Origin of the sequence: Euryhalocaulis caribicus, assembly GCF_000412185.1 — a bacterium.
GTDB lineage: Bacteria > Pseudomonadota > Alphaproteobacteria > Caulobacterales > Maricaulaceae > Euryhalocaulis > Euryhalocaulis caribicus.
The window spans coordinates 29,329-46,714 of the sequence record NZ_ASJA01000002.1 but is presented as its reverse complement, the minus strand read 5'-3'; the positions used below and the strand labels follow the sequence as shown (position 1 = coordinate 46,714).

Genomic DNA, 17,386 nt, shown 5'->3' with positions numbered 1-17,386 from the left:
AGCCATATGTATGACGGTTTGCGGCGCGATAAAGCGCCATCATCAGAGACTGACAGCATAAGTGCCTGACAAGACTGCGCTAATGATGGTGAATAAAGTCCTACCGCCACGCGCGCATTCTGGCGGCGCGGGCGGGTTTCATGCTAGGCGTCCGGTCATGATTTCGGTCACACAGACCGGGTCCGGGGACCCGATGGCGTTTGATGTCACGGTTGCTGAAGGCGGCGGGCAAACGCGCCACTCTGTCACCCTGGCCCGCGCCGATTATCAGCGTCTGGGCGCGGGCGCGGGCGCGGCGCCCGACCGGGTGATTGACGCCGCCTTCCGCTTTCTGCTGGACCGGGAGCCGAAAGAGGCGATCCTCGCCGCCTTCGACATCAGGGTCATTGCCCGCTACTTCCCGGAATTCGAGCGCCAGCTTCCCGGCTATCTCTCCTGAGCGCGCCGCGACCTATTCGCTGACCACCACAATCGCCTTGGCGTTCACGAATTCACGGATGCCGAAGCCGCCATGTTCGCGGCCATAGCCGGAATCCTTCACCCCGCCGAAGGGCATGTTGGGCGTCGCCAGACCAAAGCCGTTTATGAACACCATGCCGGTGTCGAAATGCTTCGACGCCAGTTCGGTGGCCTTTTTCACGTCTTTCGAGAAGATCGCGCCGCCAAGGCCGAAACGGCTGTCATTGGCGATGCGCATGGCGTCGTCCTGATCCTTGGCGTGGATCAGCGAAGCGACGGGGCCGAACAGTTCGTCGTCATAGGCGGGCTGGCCGGGCTCGACATCGCCCAGCACCGTGGCGGGGTAATAATAGCCCTTGCCGTCCGGTATTTCGCCGCCGCAGAGAATTTTCGCGCCCTTCTTGACGCTCTCCTCCACCTGTTCGTGCAGATCAGACCGCAGATCCTCGCGCGCCATGGGGCCAAGCCCGGATTCCTCATCGAACGGGTCGCCGGTCTTGACCGCCTTCATGGCTTCGACAAAGGCGTCCTTGAACGCGTCATAAAGGGCGTCGACGACGATGAAGCGTTTCGCGGCCACGCAGGTCTCGCCATTATTATAGACCCGGCCCATCACGCACATCTTCACCGCCTGCTCCAGATCGGCGTCCTCCAGCACGACATAGGCGTCGTTGGAACCCAGCTCCAGCACGGTTTTCTTCAGCTTGGCGCCGGCTTTTTCACCGATAATTTTCCCCGCGACGGGGCTGCCGGTCAGGGTGACGCCGCGCACCAGATCATTCTCGATGATCCTGTCGGACTGGTCGTGATCGATGGTCAGCACCGTGAACAGGTTTTCCGGCAAACCCGCCTCGCGATAGATCCGCTCCAGCATCTTGCCGGAGCCGGTGCAGTTCGCCGCGTGCTTCAGCAATACGCCATTGCCCGCCATCAGATTGGCGATGGAATAGCGGATCACCTGATAGGCCGGGAAATTCCACGGCTGGATGCCGTAGATCACGCCGATGGGCGAATAGGTGATGATGCCGCGCGTTCCGTTCTCGACCTCGCGCTCTTCATCCTCCAGGAAGCCGGGGCCGTTCTCCGCCGTCCAGTCACAGATCCCGGCGCATAGCTCGATTTCCTGAACGCTATGGGATTTCAGCTTGCCGACTTCCTTCGTCATCAGTTCGGCCAGCTCTTCCTTGTTGTCGCGCAGCGCCTTGCCAATCGCCTTGATGATTTTCGCGCGCTCAGCCGCGGGCTCCAGGCGCCAGCTACGGAACGCCTCATGGCACTGGCTTACCGCATCGCCTGCCTCCGCGTCGCTCATAAGGGGATAGCGATCCAGCGTCTCTTCGGTGGCCGGATTGATCGTCACGATGGGCTTGCTCATGGAGGCGTCGTCCTTGCTGATCTCAAAGGAATTTTCAGACACAGCAACCCGCAGGCCTCAACTTGCGTTCCCGTCCTCTGCAGGGCGGCCTCAGCCCGGCCTCAATTTTCCAGAACCCGCCGCGGATGCGCGCCATCGACATAACCCATGAAGGGTTCATGGATGGAATAGCCCAGGAGCTCGCGGGCGCGCGCGGGCAGCCCGCGGGCGATGGCGGGCGGCACGGCCAGCGACATATTCTCCAGCGGGCGCGCCCAGCCGGCGCAGTATTGCGGCGTGATGATAAGGCGCGGCGCGTCGGAACGGTTGGCTCCGCCGCGATGCCACAACGTGCCCTTGGCCAGCATCAGGGACCCGGCCGGCATCACGACTTTCATGGCGTCCGGCCGCGCCCCCGGATCGTCCCCCGCATCCCGCCTGTTGCGATCGGCGAAGTGCTCCGCCGCCACGGCGCCGGGGATGTCGTCTTCCGGCCACAGATGGCTGCCGGGCAGGATTTCCGTCGCGCCATTGGTTTCGGTCATGGCGTCAATCGCCCAGAAGGCGCTGACCCCGCAGGCCTTTCGGGGACGCGGCATGTCGATATGGCTGTCATCGTGATGCCAGGGCTGCACGCTTTCGCCGGGATGGAGATTGATCGCCAGACAGGCCGATAACAGGCAGCTGGTCCCCAGCTCCCCCTCCACAAAAGCCATGGCGAGCGGATGGGCCGCCAGATCAGCGAACACGGGTGACTTGGCCAGAAGGGCGTAGACGCGATTGGTGCTCAGCCCCTCGAAATCATTGCGCCCGGTGCGGTTCATCCACGGCGCCAGCGCCGCACGGATCGCCGCCGTCTCCTCTTCGGAAAGGATATTTTCGAAGATGACATAGCCGTCGCGGTCAAAGGCTTCGCGCCTTTCGTGATAACGCCGCAAGGCTTGGTCCTGCGGCGACTCCGTCTGCGCGCTGTCCATCGCCTGTCCTCCCATCTGTGAGGCGCGCCGGGAATGAAGGCCGCCTCGCGGAAAATTATCACGCCGGCCAATGGCTTGGAACGGTGTCGATGGCGGCGGGACCGAATTCGGCTGGCATGCCGTCTGGACGCGCCGCAGCGCGGCTTTACAAAACTGTTTCAGACCGTCCCTAAAGGTGGCCTTGTGCGATGACTGGGAGGCGGTCCCGATGCGTGGTTTTCACTGGCTTGGTTTTGCGGCTCTGATACTGGTTTCGCCTCTGTCCGCCTGTATGACCGCCCCCGGACCCGAACCGGATATTTTCCCGGCCCGGACGGAGGGGGCGGTGCGCATCGTCACCTTCAACGCCTATCTCAATCGTCCGGCCGAAGGCGCACTGATTGCAGACCTCAGGAGCGGCGACGCGCAGGCCCGCAAGGTCGCCGAGATCATCCAGCGCGCCGCGCCTGACGTCCTTCTCCTCAATGAGTTCGACTATGACGCGGCGGGCGAGGCCATCGCGCTCTTCCGGCAAAATTATCTGGGCGTCAGCCAGAACGGCGCCGCGCCCATCGATTATCCCTATGTCTTCCTGGCTCCCTCCAATACCGGCCTGCCCTCCGGCCATGATCTCGACCGCGACGGCGCGGTCAGCCCGCAGCCCGGCTCCCGCGCCTATGGCGGCGACGCGTTCGGCTATGGCGAGTTTCCCGGCCAGTACGCCATGGTCCTGCTGTCGAAATACCCGCTGGCCGAAAGCGCGGGGCGCACCTTCCAGACATTCCTGTGGAAGGATATGCCCGGCGCGCTGCTGCCCGCGGACTGGTATGACGCGGCCGCGCTGGCCGATTTCCGCCTGTCCTCGAAAAGCCACTGGGATGTTCCCGTCCTCATCGGCGGCAAGAGCGTTCATATCCTCGCCAGCCACCCGACCCCGCCCAGCTTTGACGGGCCGGAGGACCGCAACGGCAAGCGCAATCACGACGAAATCCGTTTCTGGTCGGACTATGTCGGCGGTGCGGGGGAATACATCTATGACGACACGGGCGTCGAAGGCGGCCTGGCGCCCGGCGCCTGTTTCGTAATTCTGGGGGATCTCAACGCCGACCCGCATGACGGCGATGATCTGGCCCGCCGGGCGATCAACCGTCTGCTGGATCAGCCTGAAACCGCTGACCGGGATGCGCCGGAAAGCCGGGGCGGGGCCGCGGCGGCGGTGCGGCAGGGCGGCGCCAATATCGGCAAATCCGGGCCGCCGGCGCAGCAAACCGCCGATTTCGGGGACGATGCCGAATCCGGCGTCGGCAATCTGCGCCTCGACTACGTGATCCCTTCACGCGCCTGCCTGGAAACCGTCCGCACGGGCGTCGTCTGGCCCGCTCCCGGTCACCCGCATTACAGCCTCGTCGGCCCCGGCTACCCGATCGAAAGTTCGGACCACCGCATGGTCTGGCGGGATGTGAGGGTCGAGACGGAATAGGCTTGGCGGAGAGACTCGCCTGACATGCAAAGTGGCGGTGAGGGTGGGATTCGAACCCACGAGACGGGAGCACCGCCTACACGCGTTCCAGGCGTGCGCCTTCGACCACTCGGCCACCTCACCCGCGCTTTGCATGTCGCGAAGGCGCCGCCCTTATCATGTCATGATTGGCTGCGACAAGCGCCTACGCGCACTGTTTGCCGCGTGTCTTAAATTTTTTTGCAGGACGGGTTATGGTTTTCTCAGCCGGAACGGCCCGCCGCCATTGCCAGTAGCGAGGGACGCTAAATGTCGAAGCGCATATCGGGGCCCCGCCGTCTTGTCCGCTGGGCCGGGCTTTTTCTGATCCTTGGCGCGATCATTCTTTTCGGCTCGGACATCGCCCATTCCACGCGTGCGGCAGCGCCGGACTTTCTTACAATTTCGGACATTCACCGCTTCGGCGTCCGCCCGCTGGACCAGTTCTGGGTCTGGGCGCTCAGCATGGTGATGGGCGCGACTCTGATCGCCATGGCCGGACGGGTGCGGAGAGAGCGCAAGATTTTTCACCACTGACACGCAATTGTGAGCAGCGGCGCACTTTCATTTCGCAATAACGGGTTTATGTGATCGAAACCGGTTTTATTGACTGATCTGCGAAAGTCGCGCCCATGCTGTTCGGCAACTCCGAAAAAACCGCCTCGCCAGACCCGCGCCGTGTTCTGCCCGGCCGGGATGAGCCGATCCGCACGGCTGACCATCACGCCATCACCGGAAACCCTTTGAAGGGGCCCTATCCGGAGCATCTGGAAATCGCCGATTTCGGTCTGGGATGTTTCTGGGGCGCGGAGCGCATTTTCTGGCAGATGGAAGGCGTATGGATCACGGCCGTCGGTTATCAGGGCGGCATGACTCCCAACCCGACCTATCAGGAAGTGTGTTCAGGGCGCACCGGCCATACGGAGGCGGTGCGCGTGGTCTATGATCCGTCCATCGTCGCCTATGAGGATCTGCTGCGCGCCTTCTGGGAGGCGCACGACCCGACGCAGGGCATGCGTCAGGGCAATGATATCGGCACGCAATACCGCTCCGCCATCTACACGCACGGCTCGGCGCAGGCCGAAGCGGCCGAGTATAGCCGCGCCATGTATCAGGACGCGCTGGACGCCAGGGGCGAAAGCCGCATCACCACGGAAATCGCCCCGGCCCCCGATTTCTTCTTCGCCGAGGATTATCATCAGCAATATCTGGAAAAGAATCCGGACGGTTATTGCGGCATTGGCGGCACCGGCGTCGTCTGCCCCATCCTGTCCCGCGGCAAGGCGGACTGAAGCCCGCCGCCGCTGCGCGGCGCCGACGCATAGCGCGTGGCGGAGGCCTCGTCTAAGGTGCCGCCCGTCATGACAGAGCGCGCTCAAGACACGGTTCCTTTCGGTGAACGCGACGTGCCGCGGGGGGAGAAATCCTCCCTCGTGCGCGGCGTGTTCGATCGCGTGGCCGATCGCTATGACGCGATGAACGATGTCATGTCCGGCGGCGCGCACCGTGTCTGGAAGGACATCGTCGTGGCGCGCGCCAATCCGCAGCCCGGCGAAATGCTCTATGACATCGCCGGCGGCACGGGCGACCTGGCCCTGCGCTGGGTCCGGATGGCGGAAAAGGCGCGCGGCCGCCGTGGCGGCGATCCGGGCCGCGCCGTGGTCGTCGATATCAATGCCGCCATGCTGCAGGCCGGATTGACGCGCAAGGACGCGGGAAAGGTCGACTGGGCGCAGGGCGATGCGGAAAAGCTCCCCTTTGCGGACCGCAGCGCCCATTGCGTGATGGCGGGCTTTGGCATCCGCAACATGACCGACCGCCCGGCCGCGCTGGCGGAGATGCGACGCGTGCTGAAACCCGGCGGCCGGTTCCTGTGCCTGGAAATGTCACGGCCGACTTTCGACGCCTTCCAGCGTTTTTATGATCTCTATTCCGATCACATGATCCCGGCGATGGGCAAGCTGGTGGCCGGCGATGACGCGCCCTATCGCTATTTTGTTGAAAGCATCCGCCGTTTTCCCGATCAGGAAACCTTCGCTGGCGAAATCCGCCAGGCCGGCTTCCGGAATGTTTCGTATACGAACTTTGCCGGCGGCGTCGCGGCGCTGCATATCGGCTGGGCCATCTAGATGAGCCGTCTCGGGTCGGCCTGGCGGCTTTCGCGCGCTGTATTCGTGCTCGCCCGCCGCGATGCGCTGCTGCCGCGCGAATATCACCAGCGCCTGCCGCTTTTCGCCCGCCTGTTCTCCAAATTCACCCGCCTGTTCGCCAAGCCGGAGCGCGCCGACAATCCCGGCGAGCGTTTCGCGCAGGCGCTGGAGGCGCTCGGGCCTTCCTATGTGAAGCTCGGTCAGTTCCTCTCCACCCGCGCCGATATTCTCGACCCACGCTTCGCGCGCGGCCTCGCCCGGCTGAAGGACAGCGTTCCGCCTTTCCCGCACGCCAAGGCTGTCGAGTCCATCGAGGCGGAGTTCGGCGCGCCGCTGGAATCGCTTTTCGCTGAACTGGGCCAGTCCGTCGCCGCCGCGTCGGTCGCCCAGGTGCATCCGGCCGTGACGACGGAGGGCGAGTCCGTGGCCGTGAAGGTCCTGCGCCCGGGCATCGAACAACGCGTGGTGCGCGATATCGAGGCGATGAAGCTGGCCGCCCGCCTGACCCATCGCTTCCTGCCGGACACGCGCCGCTTCCGCCCGCTGGACCTGGTCGACACGCTGGCCCGCTCCCTGCAACTGGAGATGGATTTGCGTCTGGAGGCCGCCGCCGCCTCGAACCTCGCGGACCTTGCGCCGGGGCTGGACAATTTCGGCGTGCCCTCGCCGGACTGGCGGCGCTGCGGCAAGCGGGTGCTGACCACCAACTGGGTGGACGGCATCAAGCTCAGCGACATGGCGGCGATCGAGGCTTCGGGGATCGACCAGCGCGCGCTCGCCGAAACCGTCATCCAGACTTTCCTCGGCAGCGCGCTGGAGTTCGGCGTGTTCCACGCGGACATGCATGAGGGCAATCTGTTCGCCGATCATGACGGCCGGCTGATCGCGGTCGATTTCGGGATCATGGGTCGGCTGGGCCGGGCCGAGCGGCGCTACCTGGCCGAGATCATCTATGGCTTCCTGGAGCGCGATTATGATCGCGCCGCCCGCGCCCATTTCGACGCCGGCTATGTCGAGGACGATTACGATCACGCCGATTTCGCCGCCGCCCTGCGCGCGGTGGGCGAGCCGATCTATGGCCGCAAGGCCGAAGAGGTCTCGATGAGCCGGGTGCTCCTGCAGCTGCTGGAAATCACGGACCTGTTCAATATGCGCCTGCGGCCCGAACTGGTCCTCTTGCAGAAAACCATGGTGCAGGCGGAGGGCGTGGCCCGGCGGCTGGACCCGTCGCTGGATATGTGGGCCGCCTCACGGCCCATCGTCGAGAGGTTCCTGCGCGCCGAGCTGGGACCGGAGGGCGTCGCGCTGGACGCGCTGGACGATCTCCGCCGCCTGCGCTCCGCCATGCGCCGCATGCCGCAGGCGATCGAGGATCTGGCCGACGCCGCGGCGCACTGGAAGGACGGCGGCGTAGCTCTGGACGGGCCGACCGTTCACGAGCTGTCGCGTGAAATCGGGCAGGCGCGCTCCACCGCGACGCTCGCTATCTGGCTGATCGCCGCGGCCAGCATCGCCGGGGCGCTGGCGCTGTGGCTGGCCTGACGCCTGACTGTGCTTCCAAGCCCCGCCGCGCCCTGCTAATCAGGAGCCTCTATGAGCGAGAGCAAGCGCATCCTGCTGATCATCGGCGGCGGCATCGCGGCCTATAAGAGCCTGTTCCTGATCCGCCGCCTGGCCGAGCGGGGCGTGAAGACGCGCGCCATCCTGACCGCCGCGGGCGCGGAATTCGTCACCCCGCTCTCGGTCTCCGCCCTGACCGGCGACACCGTCTATGGCGATCTCTTTGACCTGACTGACGAGGCGGAGATGGGCCATATCGAGCTGTCGCGCAGCGCCGATCTGGTCGTCGTCGCCCCGGCCACGGCCGACCTGATGGGCAAATGCGCCAATGGCCTGGCCAATGATCTGGCCTCGACAACGCTGCTGGCGACCGACAAGCCGGTGCTGATGGCCCCGGCGATGAATGTGCGCATGTGGGAGCATCCGGCCGTCCGGCGCAATCTGGAGACCCTCAAATCCGACGGCGTGCGCTTTATCGGCCCGGACGAGGGCGACATGGCCTGCGGCGAATACGGCCCGGGCCGCATGGCCGAGCCGGACGCCATCGCCGATGAAATCCTGTCGCTGCTGGAGGGCGGCGCCCGCCCTTTAGCGGGCAGAAAAGCGGTGGTGACCGCGGGGCCGACGCATGAGCCGGTGGACCCGGTGCGGTATCTCGCCAATCGCTCCTCCGGCAAGCAGGGATACGCCATCGCCTCCGCCTTGGCCGCGCTGGGCGCCGAGGTGACGCTGGTCTCCGGCCCGACCGCGCTTCCCGCCCCGGCGGGCGTGCGACGCGTCGAGGTCGAGACCGCGCGGGAGATGGAGCGCGCCGTGCATGACGCGCTGCCCGCCGATGTCTTCGTCAGCGTGGCGGCGGTGGCCGACTGGCGCCCTGAAACCGCCGCAGAGAAGAAGCAGAAAAAGACGGGCGGCGCGCCGCCTTCGCTTGCCCTTGCGGAGAATCCGGACATCCTGCTAGGCGTAGCGGGATCCGATCCCCGCCCGGCGCTGGTCATCGGCTTTGCCGCAGAGACCTGCGACGTGGAACAGAATGCCCGCGCCAAGCTTGATAAAAAGGGCGCGGACTGGATCGTCGCCAATGACGTGTCCGGGGATGCGATGGGCGGCGACGATAACGAGATTGCGCTGGTGAGCGGGGATGGGACAGACCGCTGGCCGCGCCTGACCAAGCGCGAAGTGGCCGCCCGTCTGGCGGCGCGCATCGCGGAAACACTCGATGGGAACGTGAAACGATGAAACATTTTCTGACCGCGGCAGCCGCCGCCAGCCTGACCTTTGCCGCCATGCCCGCCCTTGCGCAGGATGACGCGGCGGCGCCGATGAGCACCGCCCCGGCCGCCGAGGCCGAGCTGGTGGAGATGAGCTGCGCCATTGTCGGCAAGGAAGCCGGCGCCGAGAAGTCCAATGTCTATGCCGCGCCGGATCTTTCCGTGCTGGCGATGACGCGCGACCATGACGGCCTGAAGCTGGACACCGCCGAGGGGTTCGAGACCGAAGGCATACTGTGCGAGCGCAATTCCATCGTGCCCGCGCCAGACGACTACAAGGCCCCGAAAAGCGGCTATCCGCTCTATGTCGAGACCTATGACGGCGAGGAAAAGACCGGCGTTTCCAAGCTGGTCCTGGAAGACGGCGTCTATGGCTATGAAGTCCTGCTGGGCGAGCTGACGGACGCCGAACGCGCGACCGCCGACGCCCGCATCGCGGCGTATAACGCCCAGACCGAGGGCTAGAGGCTTCATGGGCGACGAACGGCCGCTGGTCTCGGTCCGCAAACTCGACCATTTTGGCGACCTTCCGTTGCCTGCCTATGAAACCGCCGAATCGGCGGGGATGGATCTGCGCGCGGCCGTGCCGGAGGGCGATCCAGTGGATATTCCGCCGGGCGGCCGCGCCCTGATCCCCACGGGGCTGGCCATCGCGCTGCCCCCAGGGTTCGAGGCGCAGGTGCGTCCGCGCTCGGGCCTCGCCATCAAGAACGGCGTTACCTGCCTCAACACGCCCGGCACGATCGACGCGGATTATCGCGGCGAGGTGAAGGTCATCCTGATCAATCACGCCGCCGAGCGGTTCACGGTGGAGCGCGGCATGCGCATCGCCCAGATGGTGGTCGCGCCCGTCACCCAGATCGACTGGATGGTGGCCGAGGCCCTGCCCGAAACGCAGCGCGGCGGCGGGGGATTTGGCTCCACCGGCGTCTAGGCGCCGCGCATTGCGCTTGACTTCCGGCCCCGCGAAGGCCACTTGCTGCACTGCCGCATAAATAGAGCGGCCCATATGCCCGGCTGCGTGAGTGGCCTGATCTTCAAAGAAGAGCCGTCTCGCCGGGCCCGATAACCTCCTTGAATTGCCCAAATCACGCGGGGCGTTCCCTGACCCCCGCGGCCTGACCCGTGCGCGCATGTCTGCGCGTCCACGGTTTTCGCCGCATGCGAAAGAACAAGAAGACTTCATGACCAAATTTACCGATCTCGGCCTGGCTGAGCCCATCCTGAAAGCGCTCGCCGCCGAGAATTACGACAAGCCCACCCCGATCCAGGCCCAGGCCATTCCGCAGCTTCTCAAAGGCCGCGACCTTCTGGGCGTGGCGCAGACCGGCACCGGCAAGACGGCGGCCTTCGCCCTGCCGATCCTGAACCAGCTCTATCAGGGCCAGCGCGCCAAGCCGTGCACGGCGCGGGCGCTGATCCTGTCGCCGACGCGCGAACTGGCCAACCAGATCGCCGAGAGCTTCCGCACCTATGGCCGTTTCCTGAAGCTGGACGTCCAGGTGCTGTTCGGCGGTGCCGGCTATGGCCCGCAGACGCGCGGCCTGCGCAATGGCGCGGATATTCTGATCGCCACTCCGGGCCGCCTGATCGACCATATCGAGCAGGGCAATCTGATGCTGAACCAGACCGAGATCTTCGTTCTGGACGAGGCCGACCAGATGCTGGACATGGGCTTTGTCCGCCCGATCCGTAAAATCGTCGCCGCCCTCCCCAAAAATCGCCAGACCCTGTTCTTCTCGGCCACCATGCCCAAGGAGATGGAAAAGCTGGCCGGCGAGATGCTGACCGATCCGGCCCGCGTGACCGTCGCCCCGCAATCGACCACCGCCGAGCGGGTGAGCCAGCGCGTCATCTATATCGAGCAGGGCAAGAAGCGCGACATGCTGACCGAGCTTCTGGAGACGGAAGGCATGGGCCGCACCCTGATTTTCACGCGCACCAAGCACGGCGCGGACCGGCTGGTGAAGCACCTGATCAAGACCGGCGTCCCGGCCGCGGCGATCCACGGCAACAAGAGCCAGAACGCCCGCACCCGCGCGCTGGAATCGTTCAAGCGCGGAAAGACGCCGATCCTGGTGGCGACCGATGTCGCCGCGCGCGGCATCGATATCGACGAGGTCACCCACGTCATCAATTACGAGCTGCCGAACGTGCCCGAGTCTTACGTCCACCGCATCGGCCGCACCGCGCGCGCCGGGGCGGAAGGGTCGGCTATCGCCTTCTGCGCCAATGACGAGCGGGCCTATCTCAAGCAGATCGAAAAGATCACCCGCCAGAAAATCCCGGCTGAAGACCGCCGCGAGCATACCGGCAAGTCCCCGGCCGAGGCGCAGGCCGCCGAAACCCCGGCGGTGGTGGAGCTGGAGACCGAAGAACGGCCCCGCCAGTACAACAACAAGCCGCGCCATCAGGGCGGCGGCAAAGGCAAGGGCGGCGCCCCCAAACGCGGCGGCCGCAACCGCCGCTTCCGCGGCGGCAAGCCCGGCAACAAGGGCGCCCATGGCGGCCAACGCCAGAACGCCCAGCAGGGCGGCCGCAACTAGGCCCTTTCGCCGACACGCCTGACAACGCCGTTCCCGCACTCCGGGGACGGCGTTTTCTTTTGCGCGAAAGGGAGAGGGGGACGTTGCCGGATTGCGTGTAACCGCCTGACCACCCCTCTCCCATTCCGTCATCCAAAGCCCTTGCGGGCTTTGGGGCGTTTTTGCCCTCTCCCCTTCTTAAGGGGTGAGGGGTCTTTTTCTCTCGCCTTACTCCTCTCTTCATCGTCACCCTCCGGCTTGACCGGAGGACCCAGGGAACGTGGGGCGCAAAGATTTCAACTGGGTCCTCCGATCTCCGCTTCGCTCCGTCGGAGGATGACGGAGTTGGTTGGTGTCTTCGTTACGCGTTTGGCTCCACGGCCCGCTGGCCGCAGAGGTTGGAGAAGAGAAACACGAGGGTGGCGCGGCGCGTCTTTCGGGACGCCGGTTACCGTGTGTTTGTATGTTTCGCGTCCTTGAGACGCGCCGCGCGGTTCTTTTGCGGAGGGCGGGAGTCGCCTCGACCGGCCTCTCCATCCGCTGCCGCCAGAGTCTTAATAGCCAGGGCATTTCAGCCTCAGACTGGCGCCTGGCGGTGCGCCGGGACGCGCACGGTCTGGTCAGACCCTGCCGTATCCCGGGAACCGCGTTCAACTCCGTCCCTCGGGCGACCGGATCCGAAGCCCCTCGCATGACGGCGAACACCGGAGATTATGGATCAGTCTTATACGCGGTCTGATATTTCTGGGTTCGTCCCTGTTTTCAGAGCCCTTCGAGACGCCGCGCCTTGGCGCGGCTCCTCAGGGGAAGGGTGATAGGAAGGGGTGGAGAAACAATAACCTACAACCCCAATCCCTTAGCCTGAGGAGCCCGTGAGGGCGTCTCGAAGGCGAACTCCAGAGAACGCGAGTTTCCTCCGGATTTCCCCTCTCCCGTCCCCGCCGGTAGGCTCGGGGCATGGGCGCTTGGGTTATATGTTGCGGTGTGCGGACGGGAGTTTTTATACGGGGCTGACGCGGCATGAAGACGTGGGCGTGCGGGTGAACCAGCATGCGGAAAGCGCGCCGGGGACGGCCTATACGTCGAAGCGGTTGCCGGTGGAGCTGGTCTGGGCGGAGTGGTTTGAGCGTTATGACGATGCGTTCGCGTCCGAGCGCCGCATCAAGGGGTGGAGCCGGGCGAAGAAGGAGGCGCTGATCGAACGGGATTATGCGCGGATTTCGCAGCTGGCGTGGCGGAAGGGGGAGCGCGGGGTTCTGTGACGACCCTTCGACCCTTCGAGACGCGGCCCTTCGGGCCGCTCCTCAGGGTGAGGTCGTTTTAAATTCTATTCCCTTAGCCTGAGGAGCCCGGGAGGGCGTCTCGAAGGCGAACTTCAGTGCGCCCCCGCCCTAAACGTCCACCTCGGCTTCCAGCGCGTGTTCCGTGATGAAATCGCGCCGGGGCTCGACCACATCCCCCATCAGCTTGGTGAAGAGGTCGTCGGCGGTGTCGGCTTCCTTGACCTTGACCTGGAGGAGGGTGCGGGCGTTTTCGTCCAGCGTGGTTTCCCAGAGCTGGTCGGGGTTCATTTCGCCGAGGCCCTTGTAGCGCTGCAGCGTCAGGCCCTTCGAGCCGGCCTTGATGATGGCCTCCATCAGCCATGACGGGCCGTGGATGAAGGTTTCGGTTTCCTTCTGGCGCAGGACGGCGACCTCGCGCCACATCACTTCCATCTTGGCGGCGCGTTTGGCGAGTTTCAGGGCGTCGGCGCTGTCGCGGAACTTGGCGTCCAGCACGCGGCGCTCCTCCACCCCGCGGACCTCGCGGGTGAGGATGAGGGAATTGTCCTCGAAGGTTCCGCTCCAGCCCTCTTCGCCCTCATCGGCGATCTTGTCGAGACGGCGGGCGGTTTCCTGCGCTTCTTTCTCCCCGGCCTCGGGCTCCAGCGCGCCGGCGATGGCGGCCTGTTCCACGATATTGGGCGGGGCGAGCTGTGACAGGCGGTCGAGCAGCAGCACGACCTGACGGGCTTCCTCGGTCGCCTCGGCCAGATCGTTACCGGCCAGAACCTCGCCATTCCAGAGCGTCAGGGAGGCGTCGCTGACGCCCTCCGAAATCAGGAAGGAATCCATCTCCGCCTGATCCTTCAGGTAGCGGGAGGACTTGCCGCGCGCGACCTTAAACAGCGGCGGCTGGGCGATATAGAGATAGCCGCGTTCGATCAGTTCCGGCATCTGGCGGTAGAAAAAGGTCAGGAGCAGGGTGCGGATATGGGCGCCGTCGACATCGGCGTCCGTCATGATGATGATCTTGTGGTAGCGCAGCTTGTCCGGGTTGAATTCGTCCCGCCCGATGCCCGCGCCCAGCGCGGTGATCAGCGCGCCGACCTGGTCCGAAGACAGCATGCGGTCGAAGCGCGCGCGCTCCACGTTCAGGATCTTGCCGCGCAGAGGAAGCACCGCCTGATTCTTGCGGTTGCGGCCCGACTTGGCGGAGCCGCCGGCGGAGTCGCCCTCCACGATGAAGAGTTCGGACTTGGCGGGGTCGCGTTCCTGACAATCGGCCAGCTTGCCGGGCAGGTTGGCGACCTCCAGCGCGGACTTGCGGCGGGTCAGCTCCCGCGCCTTGCGGGCGGCGTCGCGGGCGGCGGCGGCCTCGACGATCTTGGCCAGCACCTCCTTGGCCAGCGCCGGGTTTTCCTCGAACCAGTCGTTCAGCGCCTCGCCGACGAGGTTTTCCACCACGGGGCGGACCTCGGAGGAGACTAGCTTGTCCTTGGTCTGAGAGGAGAATTTCGGGTCCGGCGCCTTGATGGAGATGACGGCGGTCAGGCCTTCGCGGGCGTCGTCGCCGGTCAGGGAGACTTTCTCCTTGCGGGCCGCGCCGACTTCATTGGCGTAGCGCGTGACCACGCGGGTCAGCGCGGCGCGGAAACCGGCCAGATGGGCGCCGCCGTCGCGTTGGGGAATATTGTTGGTGAAGGCCAGGACATTCTCGTGATAGCCGTCATTCCAGCGCAGGGCGACTTCGGCCTCGATATTGTCGCGCACGCCGTGGATCAGGATCGGCTCCTCGGTCAGCGGCGACTTGGCGCGGTCCAGATGCTTCACGAAGGCGGAGACGCCGCCCTCATATTTCAGCTCGATCTCCCACGGCTCGGCGCCGCGTTCATCGGCAAACCGGATGGCGACGCCGGAATTCAGGAAGGCCAGCTCCCGCAGGCGGTGCTCCAGCGTGTTCCGGTCGAACTCGATCCCCGTGAAGGTCTGGTCGGACGGCATGAAGCGAACGCGGGTGCCGGTGCGCCCCTCCGCATCGCCGACCACGGTCAGGGATTCCACCGTGTCGCCCATGCGGAACTTGACGAAATGCTCCTTGCCGTTGCGCCAGATCGTCATGTCCAGCCACTCGGAAAGGGCGTTCACGACGGACACGCCGACGCCGTGCAGGCCGCCGGACACCTTGTAGGAATTCTGGTCGAACTTACCGCCCGCGTGCAGCTGGGTCATGATGACCTCGGCCGCGGAGACGCCTTCCTCGGCGTGCATTTCGACCGGAACGCCGCGGCCGTCATCCTCGACAGAGGCCGAGCCGTCGGCGTGCAGGACCACCGTGACCCTGGACGCATGGCCGGCCAGCGCCTCGTCGATCGCGTTGTCCACCACCTCATAGACCATGTGGTGCAGGCCGGAGCCGTCATCGGTGTCGCCGATATACATGCCCGGGCGCTTTCGCACCGCGTCCAGACCCTTGAGAACCTTGATGGATTCCGCGCCGTATTCAGGCGCCTGATTCGCTTCTGCCGTCATAGATTTGTTGTAGCCGATGAGGGGGCGGACCGCCATGTCTGGCGGCGGGGTGATTCAGCCGCCATTTTAGGCCGCAAATCCTTGAATAGAAAGGCCGAGGCGCGGTGGGGCCGCGCCTAGAACCAGTCCGCCGGCTCGCTATGGATGGCGGCGGCGACGGGATTGAGGTCGGCGTCCAGATGGGCGTGAACGATGCTGGCCTGCAGCCCGGCCCAGCCGGGCATGGCGGGCAGGCCGGGGCCGTCCTGCGGCTCGGGCTGGTCGCCGCCGGCCAGCGCCATCAGGTCCGCCGCGGTCGAGGCGGCGGTGTTCTGGACGATGGAGACGGTATAGGTGCCGTATTCCCGCTCGTCGTCGGTATCGACCTCGATATAGAAGGTCCCGGTTTCGGTGGCCGTGTAGCTGATGCGGGAGGTGGAGCCGATTCCGCCGTCATCATCGGCGGCGACCGTGTTCCCCTTGGCGTCCAGCAGGGAAACGAAGGGATCGTCCAGCGTGCCGCCATAGGCGTCCGCCCCGCGCACCTGGATCGTGTAGCGCGCCCCGGCGACCAGCTCGACCGCGAACAGGTCCAGGTCGTCATCGAACTGGATTTCGCCGGTGGCGGATTCGCCGATGGCCAGCGTGTTGTCGGTGGGAAGCGTGCCCGGGAAATCATCCTCCGGCGCGGTCACCGAAAGCGTGTAGGTCCCCGTATCGCTGGCGAAGAAAGAGGAGGCGGAGACATAGTAGAGCCCGCTCTCGTCCGGGCGGAAGATATAGTTGGAGTCGACGCCCAGCCCGCTGTCGTCATTCTCCGCGATCAGCAGGCCGTCCGCGTCGAAGATGGTCAGATACGGGTCGCGCAGCGTGCCATTTTCCGAATCCGCGCCCAGCAGCTCGATCTGGTAGGTGACGCCGGCCAGCAGGGTGACCGCGATCCAGTCCTCGTCGCCGGCCGAGCCGATCTCGCCGGTGAACCGGGTTCCCACCGCCATGGCCGCGCCGGCGGAGGCGGCGGAATTGCCGAGGTCGGACGATTCAGCGCCGCCGGCCAGGTCGATCAGGAAATCCGCGTTGCTGAGGAATTCGACCTCGCGCAGCGTGTCGTCCGCGTCGCCGGCGAGGCCCGTGACGCTGACATCGCCGTCATCTTCCAGCGCGATATAAAGGTCCGCCTGACCCTCCTCATAGGAGGCCCGGTCCGCGCCGGCCCCGCCGAGCAGCAGATCGGATCCGCCGCCGGGCGCGAGGGTGTCGTCGCCGCTCTCGCCGGAGAGCCGGTCATCGCCCGAGCCGCCAAAGATAAGATCATCGCCGCCGCCGCCGCGCATGCGGTCGCCGCCCGCGCCGCCGAACAGCAGATCCGTGCCGCCGGAGCCGACCAGCACGTCCGCCCCCTCGCCGCCATAGAGCGTGTCCAGCCCGCCATTGCCCAGCAGGCGGTCATCGCCGTCGCCGCCGGTCAGGGCATCGTCGCCGCCGCCGCCGACAAGGCGGTCATCGCCGTCGCCGCCATCGACCAGGTCGTCCCCCACCGCGGCCAGCAGATTGTCGTCTCCGCCGCCGCCGAACAGAAGATCGTCGCCGGACGCCGCCGCGATATAGTCCGCCCCCGTCCCGCCATAGAGCCGGTCATCGCCCTCCCTGCCGAACAGCCGGTCATTGCCGGTCTCGCCGAACAGGATGTCGTCGCCGTCCAGGCCGATGATGTAGTCATTGCCGCCGGCGCCATAGATGGTGTCCGGCCCCGTGGAGCCAAGGAGCCTCTCCCCAGCCGCTCCGCCCGTGATTAGCGCCATGATCCCGCCCTCCCGCCTGACCCTTTTTCTGGCGGGATTTT

15 protein-coding genes and 1 tRNA gene are annotated in these 17,386 nt (G+C 65.6%); 11 read left to right on the top strand and 5 right to left on the bottom strand.

Translation table 11 applies throughout. The annotated features are described in order from the left end of the window. The first annotated feature begins 157 nt into the window (after positions 1 to 157). Positions 158 to 439: a hypothetical protein gene (locus L338_RS01975; RefSeq protein WP_022696678.1), complete on the top strand. Its 282-nt coding sequence runs from the start codon at positions 158 to 160 to the stop codon at positions 437 to 439. A 12-nt stretch (positions 440 to 451) separates the two neighbouring features. Here L338_RS01975 and L338_RS01970 read toward each other — a convergent pair whose 3' ends face one another. Both L338_RS01970 and L338_RS01965 read right to left on the bottom strand, forming a co-directional pair. Next, positions 452 to 1,834, bottom strand: coding sequence for an NAD-dependent succinate-semialdehyde dehydrogenase (locus L338_RS01970; RefSeq protein WP_033310361.1), 1,383 nt, complete (start codon positions 1,832 to 1,834; stop codon positions 452 to 454). Between the two features lie 101 nt (positions 1,835 to 1,935). Continuing rightward, positions 1,936 to 2,790, bottom strand: a complete 855-nt coding sequence (locus tag L338_RS01965; RefSeq protein WP_022696676.1) for a phytanoyl-CoA dioxygenase family protein — start codon at positions 2,788 to 2,790, stop codon at positions 1,936 to 1,938. A gap of 208 nt (positions 2,791 to 2,998) precedes the next feature. Here L338_RS01965 and L338_RS01960 point away from each other — a divergent pair, with 208 nt between their 5' ends. After that, positions 2,999 to 4,249, top strand: coding sequence for an endonuclease/exonuclease/phosphatase family protein (locus tag L338_RS01960; protein ID WP_022696675.1), 1,251 nt, complete (start codon positions 2,999 to 3,001; stop codon positions 4,247 to 4,249). Positions 4,250 to 4,281: 32 nt separating this feature from the next. On the opposite strand, the gene L338_RS01955 is transcribed toward L338_RS01960, so the two are convergent. Beyond that, positions 4,282 to 4,372 (bottom strand) — tRNA-Ser (locus L338_RS01955). 165 nt (positions 4,373 to 4,537) lie between these two features. Between L338_RS01955 and L338_RS01950 the strand changes: the two genes are divergently transcribed. The 9 genes from L338_RS01950 to L338_RS01910 all read left to right on the top strand — a co-directional run bounded on the left by L338_RS01950 (position 4,538) and on the right by L338_RS01910 (position 13,035). After that, positions 4,538 to 4,804 carry a hypothetical protein gene (locus L338_RS01950; RefSeq protein ID WP_022696674.1) on the top strand — a complete coding sequence of 89 codons (267 nt, stop codon included), beginning with the start codon at positions 4,538 to 4,540 and terminating at the stop codon, positions 4,802 to 4,804. 95 nt (positions 4,805 to 4,899) lie between these two features. Continuing rightward, positions 4,900 to 5,559, top strand: coding sequence for a peptide-methionine (S)-S-oxide reductase MsrA (msrA, locus tag L338_RS01945; RefSeq protein WP_022696673.1), 660 nt, complete (start codon positions 4,900 to 4,902; stop codon positions 5,557 to 5,559). A gap of 69 nt (positions 5,560 to 5,628) precedes the next feature. Beyond that, on the top strand, positions 5,629 to 6,396 hold the full coding sequence (locus L338_RS01940) for a class I SAM-dependent methyltransferase (protein ID WP_022696672.1): 768 nt from the start codon (positions 5,629 to 5,631) through the stop codon (positions 6,394 to 6,396). Further along, the gene (ubiB, locus tag L338_RS01935) at positions 6,397 to 7,959 is read left to right on the top strand and encodes a 2-polyprenylphenol 6-hydroxylase (protein ID WP_051122681.1); all 1,563 of its coding nucleotides are present in this window, start codon (positions 6,397 to 6,399) and stop codon (positions 7,957 to 7,959) included. Between the two features lie 51 nt (positions 7,960 to 8,010). Continuing rightward, on the top strand, positions 8,011 to 9,216 hold the full coding sequence (gene coaBC, locus L338_RS01930; protein ID WP_027068192.1) for a bifunctional phosphopantothenoylcysteine decarboxylase/phosphopantothenate--cysteine ligase CoaBC: 1,206 nt from the start codon (positions 8,011 to 8,013) through the stop codon (positions 9,214 to 9,216). Beyond that, positions 9,213 to 9,713 carry a hypothetical protein gene (locus L338_RS01925; RefSeq protein WP_022696671.1) on the top strand — a complete coding sequence of 167 codons (501 nt, stop codon included), beginning with the start codon at positions 9,213 to 9,215 and terminating at the stop codon, positions 9,711 to 9,713. Before coaBC ends, L338_RS01925 begins: the two co-directional genes overlap by 4 nt. A gap of 7 nt (positions 9,714 to 9,720) precedes the next feature. Continuing rightward, positions 9,721 to 10,182, top strand: a complete 462-nt coding sequence (gene dut, locus L338_RS01920; RefSeq protein WP_022696670.1) for a dUTP diphosphatase — start codon at positions 9,721 to 9,723, stop codon at positions 10,180 to 10,182. A gap of 250 nt (positions 10,183 to 10,432) precedes the next feature. Continuing rightward, entirely contained in the window at positions 10,433 to 11,794 is a 1,362-nt protein-coding gene (locus L338_RS01915; protein ID WP_051122691.1) for a DEAD/DEAH box helicase, read from the top strand. Between the two features lie 953 nt (positions 11,795 to 12,747). Further along, the gene (locus L338_RS01910) at positions 12,748 to 13,035 is read left to right on the top strand and encodes a GIY-YIG nuclease family protein (RefSeq protein ID WP_033310327.1); all 288 of its coding nucleotides are present in this window, start codon (positions 12,748 to 12,750) and stop codon (positions 13,033 to 13,035) included. A 129-nt stretch (positions 13,036 to 13,164) separates the two neighbouring features. On the opposite strand, the gene gyrB is transcribed toward L338_RS01910, so the two are convergent. Together gyrB and L338_RS16220 are read right to left on the bottom strand one after the other, a co-directional pair. Beyond that, positions 13,165 to 15,564, bottom strand: a complete 2,400-nt coding sequence (gene gyrB, locus L338_RS01905; protein WP_027068191.1) for a DNA topoisomerase (ATP-hydrolyzing) subunit B — start codon at positions 15,562 to 15,564, stop codon at positions 13,165 to 13,167. Between the two features lie 116 nt (positions 15,565 to 15,680). Next, positions 15,681 to 17,345, bottom strand: coding sequence for a pre-peptidase C-terminal domain-containing protein (locus L338_RS16220; RefSeq protein ID WP_022696667.1), 1,665 nt, complete (start codon positions 17,343 to 17,345; stop codon positions 15,681 to 15,683). Positions 17,346 to 17,386 lie beyond the last annotated feature (41 nt).